10 protein-coding genes are annotated in these 9,258 nt (G+C 69.2%); 6 read left to right on the top strand and 4 right to left on the bottom strand.

What is annotated here, in order from left to right; genetic code table 11:
* The coding region (locus tag A3CQ_RS64410; RefSeq protein WP_505558652.1) for a hypothetical protein at positions 1-84 on the bottom strand (84 nt) is incomplete at its 3' end.
* Positions 85-337: 253 nt separating this feature from the next.
* Between A3CQ_RS64410 and A3CQ_RS0110780 the strand changes: the two genes are divergently transcribed.
* The 3 genes from A3CQ_RS0110780 (at position 338) to A3CQ_RS0110770 (ending at position 2,921) form a co-directional block, all read left to right on the top strand.
* The gene (locus A3CQ_RS0110780; RefSeq protein ID WP_020510947.1) at positions 338-1,495 is read left to right on the top strand and encodes an alanine--tRNA ligase-related protein; all 1,158 of its coding nucleotides are present in this window, start codon (positions 338-340) and stop codon (positions 1,493-1,495) included.
* Between the two features lie 107 nt (positions 1,496-1,602).
* Positions 1,603-2,382, top strand: a complete 780-nt coding sequence (locus A3CQ_RS0110775; protein ID WP_020510946.1) for a hypothetical protein — start codon at positions 1,603-1,605, stop codon at positions 2,380-2,382.
* A gap of 38 nt (positions 2,383-2,420) precedes the next feature.
* Positions 2,421-2,921: a hypothetical protein gene (locus A3CQ_RS0110770; protein WP_020510945.1), complete on the top strand. Its 501-nt coding sequence runs from the start codon at positions 2,421-2,423 to the stop codon at positions 2,919-2,921.
* 72 nt (positions 2,922-2,993) lie between these two features.
* Here the strand turns inward: A3CQ_RS0110770 and A3CQ_RS60660 are convergent, their stop codons facing one another.
* The 3 genes from A3CQ_RS60660 to A3CQ_RS0110760 form a co-directional block, all read right to left on the bottom strand.
* A complete protein-coding gene (locus A3CQ_RS60660; protein WP_157295654.1) occupies positions 2,994-3,806 on the bottom strand; it encodes a hypothetical protein in 813 nt (270 codons plus the stop codon).
* A 74-nt stretch (positions 3,807-3,880) separates the two neighbouring features.
* On the bottom strand, positions 3,881-4,615 hold the full coding sequence (locus tag A3CQ_RS0110765; protein ID WP_020510944.1) for a hypothetical protein: 735 nt from the start codon (positions 4,613-4,615) through the stop codon (positions 3,881-3,883).
* 169 nt (positions 4,616-4,784) lie between these two features.
* Positions 4,785-5,696, bottom strand: a complete 912-nt coding sequence (locus tag A3CQ_RS0110760; RefSeq protein WP_020510943.1) for a TAXI family TRAP transporter solute-binding subunit — start codon at positions 5,694-5,696, stop codon at positions 4,785-4,787.
* A gap of 74 nt (positions 5,697-5,770) precedes the next feature.
* On the opposite strand from A3CQ_RS0110760, the gene A3CQ_RS52310 reads away from it, so the two are divergent.
* From A3CQ_RS52310 to A3CQ_RS0110745, 3 genes are all read left to right on the top strand, one after another.
* Positions 5,771-6,340: a hypothetical protein gene (locus tag A3CQ_RS52310; protein WP_051115215.1), complete on the top strand. Its 570-nt coding sequence runs from the start codon at positions 5,771-5,773 to the stop codon at positions 6,338-6,340.
* Positions 6,341-6,375: 35 nt separating this feature from the next.
* On the top strand, positions 6,376-7,485 hold the full coding sequence (locus tag A3CQ_RS0110750) for a hypothetical protein (RefSeq protein ID WP_020510941.1): 1,110 nt from the start codon (positions 6,376-6,378) through the stop codon (positions 7,483-7,485).
* 178 nt (positions 7,486-7,663) lie between these two features.
* A complete protein-coding gene (locus A3CQ_RS0110745; RefSeq protein WP_211216525.1) occupies positions 7,664-9,232 on the top strand; it encodes a methyl-accepting chemotaxis protein in 1,569 nt (522 codons plus the stop codon).
* Positions 9,233-9,258: the final 26 nt, after the last annotated feature.

The following is a 9,258-nucleotide window of genomic DNA, read 5'->3' as shown; positions in this document are numbered from 1 at the left end:
GCGGGCCAGCCGGGCGCGGGCCAGCCGGGCGCGGGCCAGCCGGGCGCGGGCCAGCCGGGCGCGGGCCAGCCGGGCGCGGGCCAGCCGGGCGCGGGGCTGCCGGGCGCGGGCTCGCCCGGCGAGAGCAGCTGAAAATGCGGTGGGCTTGGCGGGCGGGGGTTCCTACCATGGAGTTATGCACGGCAGCACGAGTCTGATGACCGCGACCGCACGAGCTTCCCGCTCGTCGGTTGCCGCTGCCTGATTTCTTTCTCATCCCGCGCGGGCGACCGGAAACGGCTCGCTGCTCGCGTCGGCGCCTTTCCGGTCGTTCCTGTCCTTGGAAAGGCCAATTGTCATGAATGTCGATCAGACCATTCGCACGTTCACCGAGTTCTACCGTTCTCGTGGCCATCGTTTGGTCCCCGGGAACTCGCTCATCCCGCCGCCCGGCGATCCGGTGTTGTTCACGACCTCGGGGATGCACCCGCTGACGCCGTATCTCGAGGGGCGTCCGCATCCGCTGGGCCGCCGTCTGGTGGACGTGCAGCGATGCCTGCGCACCACCGACCTGGACGAGGTCGGCGACGACACTCACCTGACCGTCTTCGAGATGCTCGGCTCCTGGTCGCTGGGCGACTACTCCGGTCAGCAGAGCCTGTCGTGGGGTTACGAGCTGATGCGCGACGGCTTCGGGATCAGCCCCTCGCACCTGCACGTCACCGTCTTCGAGGGCGACGACGAGTCCCTGCGGACCTGGGAACGGCTCGGGGTGCCGGTCGAGATCACCCGCGACGACAACTGGTGGTCGAACGGTCCGACCGGTCCCTGCGGGCCCGACTCCGAGATCTTCGTGTGGACCGGTGACGGGCCGCCCGTCGGCTCGCCGGGGACCGACGAGCGCTGGGTGGAGGTGTGGAACCACGTGATGATGCGCTATCGCCGGCTCGACGACGGAAGCCTGCAGCCGGTCATCCCCGAGCGGGTGGACACCGGGATGGGCCTCGAACGCCTGCTCACGATCGTGCAGAAACAGCCTTCGGTGTTCGGGATCGACGTGTTCGAGCCGTGGATGACCACGATCCCGTCGCTCTGGACGCTCGACGAACGATCCCAGCGGATCGTCGTCGACCATCTGCGGTCCACGATCGTGGTGGTCGGCGACGGTGTCCGGCCCTCCACCACGCAGCAGGGATACGTGCTGCGCCGGCTCATCCGCCGCGTCCTGACGAATCTGTGGCGCGGCGACCCCGGCCGGACGCTCGGCGACCTGCCGACCGATCCGATCCAGCACACGATCGACCACTTCCGGCTGCCGACGGACACCCGATCCGTACGCGAAATGATGCTCACCGAGGAGAACCGTTTCCGCGGCCTGTTGCGGCGGGGGCGCCCGGTCGTCTCCCGGCGGCGCTCGCGAGGCCCGCTGACCGAGGACGACTACCGCTACCTGCACGACACCCACGGCCTGCCCCGCGACCTGGTCACCGACCTGCTCGACGAACAGGCCGGCTGACGGGGCTGCGGCCCCAAGGCGACGCCGCCCCGGAGAACTGCCGCCCGGACGCCTCCGCGCCGGCCAAGCTTCCGAGCGCGGCCGACCCGCTGGGTACGGCCAAGCCGGTGCCGAGCCAGGGCGGCACCGTCACCGCCACGGTCACCTCGGTCCGCGACCCGCTGCCGATCGGCCGACCCGACCCGGGCTGCCGCCTCGTCGGCCTGGGCTTCCGCCTCCAGGCCGGCGGGTCGGCCGCCGGCGTCGACCTGTTCTCCCGCATGCGGGTCGTGGCCGAGTCCGGCGACGCCTACGAGCCCCACCCGGAAAGCGTGGAGGGCCGCGACGGCATCGAGTCCACCGACCTGATGCCCGGCGACGAGCGGCGCGGCACGGTCGTCTTCCAGGTCCCCGCGACGCAGCGCCTCCGGTACTTCTCGGTCGGCGGCAACGCGCTGACCACCGACCTCACCGCGCCCGGCCCGCCGGTCTCGCTCCCGCCCTACCGCCCGGGAGACTGGCCCCGGCTGGGCACCACGCAGCAGGCGCTGCGCCAGGCCGGCGAGCGCCTGGACGTCACACCCCAGCGGGTGATGGACCCGGCCCCGGCCTCCGGCGGCGTGGCGGCCGGCCGCCGGGCGTACTCGGTGCAGTTGAGCCTGCGAGTCGCCGGCACCCGTCCGTGGCCGCTGAACCCGGAACACATGGTGGTCTTCCTCGACAGCGAGGGCCGCCAGTGGTTCCCCGGCTTCGTCACCACCACGGCCGCACCCGGTTTCGAGAACCTGCGCACCGACCCCGGCCAGCGGCAGACGGCCTGGGTGACGGCCGAGATCCCGAAGGACGCCCGCATCGTCGCGATGTCCTTGAGCCCGTACGCGGGCATCGTCTATGCCTGGCGGCTCTGAACCCGCGGTGTCTTGTCGTGACCGGTCACGATGATGTTGTGACCGAGGTGGAACCCGTCGTCTGGTACTCGAACAGCGACGATCCGTACTGGACGTTGCGCAAGAGCGGCGGCCCGCTGGTGGCGTGCTGCGCGATTCCGACGATCCTGGTCCTGTGCGTCGGCGCGGGTGCCGGAAGAGCTTCCTTCTGGGCGCTCCTGGCCCCGGGCGCGCTGGTCCCGCTGGCCGTCGTCGCCGCCCTGTGGGAGTTCCTGCTCGACCGGCGCAAGGTGGTCGAGATGCGCCTGACCGGCGGCGAGCTGACCGTAGTCCGCGCGAACCGGTCCACCGCCACCTACCCGGTCCGCGACGTGCACCGCATCGAGGTCGTCCATCACCTGAGCGACGGCGTCCCCGCCGCGATCCGGATGCGCCTGGAGGTCCCCGGCCGGACAGAGGTCACCCGCCGCGGCCCCGCGACCCTCCCCGGCCGCTGGACCGAAGCGATCACCACGGCCGAGATCGACATCCGGACGCAGGACAAACACGAGAGCGACTGAGGGTCAGCCGACCGAAAGTCCACGCTGGCGAAATCAGATCGCTGGGTGAGGTCGGAGAATTTTACTCAGCGGCTACCGATACCGCGTGAGCCATTTTCCGAGATTGACGGCCGTCTCGCAAAAATCCTCTACCAGCGACTGGAGCCCGGATTCCGTGACGATGAGGACGATGGTGTGGCCGGTAGATGTTCCGACATTATTTCTCCACACCAGCGTCGCTCTGTCGGTGCGAGACAGTTTCGGCAGGCCAAGTCCGTCGAGTCTGCATTTGAACAGCGGTGCATCTATGAATACAACCGGCAACGCCACGACGGAGACTTTCGAGAGTGGAGGCGTGACATCTGTCCGGCTCGTCAGGGCAGCGCTCGCCTTTGCTGCCCCCATCACAGCCGCGTACGCTACGTCCTCGCGCTGTGATGAGGAAAAGGTTGCTCGTACCACGCCATAGCCAGGATTGTCCTCGATGGCGAACAGGGGCAGTCTTTGGATGGCCGGGGCCTGGGCGAGGAGATCCCACCACGGCTCCGTAGCCGATGATCGATATCGCTGAGAGACCGAAGCCACTGGGTGCAATGGGTTCCGGTCGCCGGCAAAAACGATCCATGGCTTGTCCGGCGATCCCTTTACCTCGACACAAAGCTCGAAGTCGAACCACGTCTCACCGTCGGCCGACTGCCATGGCCTCGAACTTACGACCACATCGATTTCACGCTGCCCGCCGCGGTCGGAATCGAGGTAGAACTCGGATTGCGTGACGTGGGCGACTTTTCGGAACGCCTGGGCCAACCGCATCTCGAGGGGATAGCCTTGGCTCGCGAGCCACGACAGTACCTTCCCTTCGAGCCCGTCTGGCTCAGAAGTATCCTCATTGATATCTGGCGCCACTCGCCCACGCTATCCGGTGTCCACAGCAGAAACAACTACGAACCGGTCGAGGCGTGCGACGTGAAGGAGCTTGGCTATACGCTGCCCAGGGTCGTCAGTGAACTTGCCGGCCGACGCCAGGAGTCCCTGATCAGTCTCGGAGTTCGTAGGACAACCGAGGTGGAAATTGCGTACGCCACGGCTATCCCTGCGATGCTGCCCGCTTGAATGCCGATATGCCCTGCCCAGGCTGCCGACATGTCGATATTGGGGTCGGGCTTCCAGGTGAGCAGCGCCCACATGAGTGCCCCCAGGACCGCAGCCACCGCGCAGAGCCCGCCGAACACCGCCAGCGGGAGCATCAGAAGCCGATGCATGGGGTTGCCGACCTCGATATTGCGTGCTCCGCGGTACTCGACGATCAGGGCGAGAACCGCAACCGCGACGAAGGCGCCGGATACCACGTCCCAGCGGAGCGAAGCGAGGAAGTCGGCCCAGTGCGGGCCGTCATGAACCGGGCGATCGAGGGCGAAGAGCGACACACCATTGCCGATGAAGTAGGACAACGCCAGCCAGACCGTCTGGACAACCACTAGGACGAAGGTGATCACAGTTGCAAGAATCGCTTGCATCGGTCCGATCCGGCGAATCCTGTCATAGGCGCCAACTACGCCACCTCTGCCGATGCGAGCCCACTTGACGGTGGTTTTCGCAGCATCCAGCCAATCGCTGACCAGCTTCGCGACGACAAAGAGCGTCACTATGATCGAACTGGATCCGAAAACGGTCCCGAGGACCTGCTTGATGACATCGTCCGGGCTCGGAGGCACCGGCGACCTCCCATCAACCCATGGCGGCCAAAAATGATCCCGATCGCGCCTGACATTGCGCACATCGGGTCTACCGCGATCACCACGGAGAATGAATGGCCGAAACGGGCACCGTATCGGCGATGATCGGCGTGCGCGACGATGCAGGGTGTAGGAGATTGGCGTCTGGTCAGGGCTTGGCCGAGCGGTAGTAGCGGGCCGCGCCCGGGTGCAGGGGCACCGGCAAGGTCGCGATCGCCGAGCGGATGTCGAGGCGCTCCGCGGCCGGATGGGCGGCGGCCAGGACCTCGCGGCGTTCGAGCAGCAGCCGGGTCAGGTCGAAGGCCAGGTCGTCGGCCATCGACGAAGATACGACCAGCAGGTTGGGGACGGCGACGGTCGCCACCGCCGGCATCTGGTACGCCGACACCGGGACGTCGCGTACGACGTACACGTCGCTGTAGGTCTTTCGTAGTTCGCCCGCCCACTTTGACAGATCGACGAGGCGGATCGACAGCAGGCTGCTGAGCAGCTTGATGCCGGCGACCGGCAGGCCGCCCGAGAAGAAGAACGCGTCGATCTCGTGCGCGGTCAGGGCGGCGATCGAGTCGTCGAGGCTCAGCTGGCGCTCGTCGATGCCGCGCATCCGGGCGACGGTCAGCAGGCGGCGCACGGTGACGACCGTTCCCGAGCCCTTGGCGCCGACCGACACCCGCCGGCCCGGGAGGTCTTCGAGCCCCCGGATCGGGCCGTCGGCTCGGACCACGAGATGCAGCAGATCGTCGTACACCCGGGCCAGGGCGACCATCGACGGGGCGGAAGTGCCCCCGGAGACCAGGACGTCCGCCTGGGTGAAGGCGACCTCGGCCCGGCCGGAGGCGATGAGCTGGAGATTCTCGGCGGACGCGGCGGTGACCAGAACGCTGGCGTCGGTGTTGGGCAGATCCTGATCGATCACGCGCGCCAGCGCCGAACCGATCGCGTAGTAGACCGCCGTCGGGCTGCCGGTCGCGATCCGGACCGTGCGGTGCCGCGGCTGCCGGCCGACGCAGCCGGCCGCCGTGAGGACCAGGAGTCCTCCCAGGAACCTGCGACGGGGCATCACCGGCGCAAGTTTCCCTCAAGTCCGCGCCGGTGTTGTACCCGCCGAACGGGCCGATCGGCCACGGTAGCGGGATGAACCACGATCAGGCGCGGGACATCGTGCTCGCGGCGGCGCTTCCGGCGGCCTTCGAGGCCGCGTGCCTCGTCCGGTGCGCGTTCGCCCAGGGCCGGCCCGCCGCCGCGATCGAGTTCGACCGGGAGGACGCCGCCGGCCGCCTTACCTCGTTGCTCACTCGCCTCGGCGTTGCGGCGGAGCGCGAGGTGCAAACGGGGGGCGGCCGGCGGCGCTACGACCTGCAGCGGGTGCTGGTGCCGGAGCCGCAGCGGCTCGCGACCGAGCGGATGATGGCGGCCGCGTGGCGTCAGGGCCGGCAGGCGCTGCTCGGCAACGAGACTCTGGGCGCGTCGTCGCCGCGTCACGCCCAGCGCGTGACGCTCGCGCACGCCGCCTGGCGTGCGGCGCTGCTCGCCGGCGGCCGCCGGCGTCGCGGCGACCTGACGTCGGTCCGGCTGGGTGATCATGAGATTGCCGCCATTCTCGTACGCGCGGCCCGCCTGCTCGACGTTTCGCCGGAGGTGTCGCGCCGTCCCGGTTGTTTCATGGTCGCCGTGCCGGCCGGAGCGGTGCTGTCGGCCGCTTGACGTATCCGGTTCGTGCCGATCGCCTCTGATCGGGTATGGACATCACTTTCGAACCGGTCGGCGGGCCGGTGTGGGTGGCCTGGCGCGAGGGCACGCTGACCCGGGCCAAGGAGCTCGAGGCGCTCGCCGCGTGGGTGCGCTCGCAGAACCCGCGTGACCAGGTCCTCGCCGCGGCCATCCAGGCGCACCTCGACGCGGCCCGGGAGGCGGCGACGACCCGGCGGCGGGTCTTCCGGACCGGGCCGCTGATGGAGAGGTCGGCCGGCAACCTGGCCGCGGCCGAGGCGCACATCCTCAACACGGCGCCGCCCGACTACGTGCTCGGGCAGATGCCGAGCCTGCTGCGCGACGTGCAGGCCCACCTGCCGCCGACCGACCCGGGCCGGCGCGAGTTCGAGCGGATCGCCCACCGGGTCGGCAACGGCCTGGACAACGCGACCGGCACCGATGACGACGTCGCGGGCTGGCTCCGCGTCATCGACCAGGAGCGCGGCAAGATCGTGACGGCGGTGCGGGCGGCGAGCTCGGCGGCGCTGCGGGAGCGGATCCGGCTGCGCAGCTTCCGGAACATCGTGATGGGCACGGCGATCGTGATGACCCTGCTCGCCGTCGGCGTGGCGCTGCTCGGGCTGGCCGACCGGTCGCTCATTCCGCTCTGTTTCGCTCCCGAGGAATCGGGAACGGCCGTGGTGGTCTGCCCGACGGCGCAGTCCGACCGGTTCGCGCCGTCGCAGGACGGCAACACGCCGCCGCCGTCCGGCGTGCCGGTGGAGGACATCGACAACGTCGTGTCGGCCACCGCCAAGAGCGGTGACCTGCTCATCGTCGAGCTGGTCGGGCTGGCGGCCGCGGCGATCGCGGGCGCCGCCACCATCCGGCGGATCCGCGGCTCGTCCGAGCGCTACGGCCTGCCGGTCGCGCTCGCCGCGCTGAAGCTGCCGACCGGCGCGATGACCGCCTTCCTCGGCCTGCTGCTGATGCGCGGGCAGTTCGTGCCGGGTCTGAGCGCGCTGGACACCTCCGCGCAGATCCTCGCCTGGGCGCTGGTGTTCGGATACGCCCAGCAATTGTTCACCAGGCTCGTCGACCAGCAGGGGCAAACGGTGCTCAACAGCGTCCGGGTTCCGGACAAACCGGCCGGATGAAAGTCGGACTTATCCGGTAAGCCGGAAAGTGACGTGTACGAGGTTCCGGTCCTCCTATCGTGATGCTGTCGTTCCTCGGAATGACGTGTACTCCCGCGTCGAATGCATTCGTAAGCGTTGAAAGCGTCGAAAGGCCTCGGTGATGGGAATGGTGTCGCTGGGACAGCGAGTGCGGTCGATGAGCATGCGCAGCAATCTGCTCATCGCGGCCGCGATCGGTCTGGTCGTCGCTGTCGCCGTCGGCGTCGTCGGCATTCTGCGGATGCAGACCATCGCCGACCGGGCCGACGCGATCTACAGCAGATCGCTGCTCCCACTCACCCAGGTCCAGGACATCCAGCAGCTCATCTGGCACGCGCGGTGGGCGGGCCTGTCCGGCGCGACCACGACCGACACGGCCAAGTCCACCGCGTACAGCAACGAGTCCGCCGCGAACATGAAGCTGGTGACGGCGGGGATCGAGGCGTACCAGAAGCTCGACGTCTCGGCCGCGGAGAAGGCCGGCATGACGCAGGTGCGGACCTCCTGGGAGCAGTATCTGGTCTACCGCGACCAGTCGACCGCGCTGCAGAAGGCCGGCGACATGGCCGCCTGGCAGAACTTCCGGAGCACCAAGCTCAACCCGGCGATCGTCGACGCGGTCGGGCACATCGAGGACCTCAAGTCGCTCGAGCTGAACAACGCGTCGGCCGCCGCCAAGGACGCCCAGTCGGCGGCGAAGAACGCCCGGCTCACGATCATCCTGACCCTGGCCGCCGGCATTCTGCTGGCCGGCATCATCGCGCTGGTCTCGGCCCGGGCGCTGACCCGCCGCCTGTCGTCGCTGGCCGAGCTGATGGCCGCGATGGCCGCCGGCGACCTGCGCGCCCGGCAGCCCGACCCGGGCACCGACGAGATCGGCCAGATGTCCCGCTCGGCCACCGACGCGGTCGATCACATGCGATCGGCGATGCAGACGCTCGCCGACGCCAGCTCCGGCCTGACCCAGCGCTCCGAGGACATGCAGGACGCCAGCCGCAACCTCGCCGGCGGTGTCGAGCAGACCTCGAGCCGGGTCAACTCGATCGACCAGGCCGCCGAGGCGGTCACGGCCGGCGTGCAGGCGGTCGCCGGCGGCGCGGAACAGATGGGCGCCGCGATCCGGGAGATCGCGATCAGCGCGAGCGAGGCCGCCAAGGTCGCCGCCGACGCGGTCGGCACCGCCGCCGAGGCCGAGAAGCTGATGACCAAGCTGGACGTCTCCTCGGCCGAGATCGACAGCGTGGTCAAGACGATCACGGCGATCGCCGAGCAGACCAACCTGCTCGCGCTCAACGCCACGATCGAAGCGGCCCGCGCCGGGGAGACCGGCAAGGGCTTCGCCGTGGTCGCCGGCGAGGTGAAGGACCTCGCGCAGGAGACCGCGAAGGCCACCGAGGAGATCAGCCGGCGGATCGAGGCGATCCAGCGCGACGCCAAGGAGGCCGTCGAGTCGATCTCCGGGATCGGCGCGATCATCGGCAACATCAACGACTTCCAGAACACCATCGCGTCCGCGGTCGAGCAGCAGAGCGCGACGACGAAGGGCATGACCGACGACCTGGGCCGGGCGGCGAGCGGCACCTCGGACATCAGCACCCAGCTGGCCGACGTCGTGCAGGTCACCTCGACGACCCGCGAGGCCGCCGACGCCACCGAGAACGCGGCGACCGACCTGGCCCGCATCTCCACGCAGCTGCAGGACGTCATCGCCACGTTCCGCTACTGAGCCTGGCAGGTACAACCAGTTCCTCC

It is taken from the genome of Paractinoplanes globisporus DSM 43857, from assembly GCF_000379645.1.
GTDB lineage: Bacteria > Actinomycetota > Actinomycetes > Mycobacteriales > Micromonosporaceae > Actinoplanes > Actinoplanes globisporus.
The sequence above is the reverse complement of the archived record's forward strand: the minus strand, read 5'-3'. Positions and strand labels throughout refer to the sequence as shown.

Bases quoted from the DNA above. Each gene is read 5' to 3' on its own strand.
- A3CQ_RS0110780 (WP_020510947.1), top strand. From the start codon at position 338: ATGAATGTCGATCAGACCATTCGCACGTTCACCGAGTTCTACCGTTCT.
- A3CQ_RS0110760 (WP_020510943.1), bottom strand. From the start codon at position 5,696: ATGCCCCGTCGCAGGTTCCTGGGAGGACTCCTGGTCCTCACGGCGGCC.
- A3CQ_RS0110745 (WP_211216525.1), top strand. From the start codon at position 7,664: ATGAGCATGCGCAGCAATCTGCTCATCGCGGCCGCGATCGGTCTGGTC.
- A3CQ_RS52310 (WP_051115215.1), top strand. From the start codon at position 5,771: ATGAACCACGATCAGGCGCGGGACATCGTGCTCGCGGCGGCGCTTCCG.
- A3CQ_RS0110750 (WP_020510941.1), top strand. From the start codon at position 6,376: ATGGACATCACTTTCGAACCGGTCGGCGGGCCGGTGTGGGTGGCCTGG.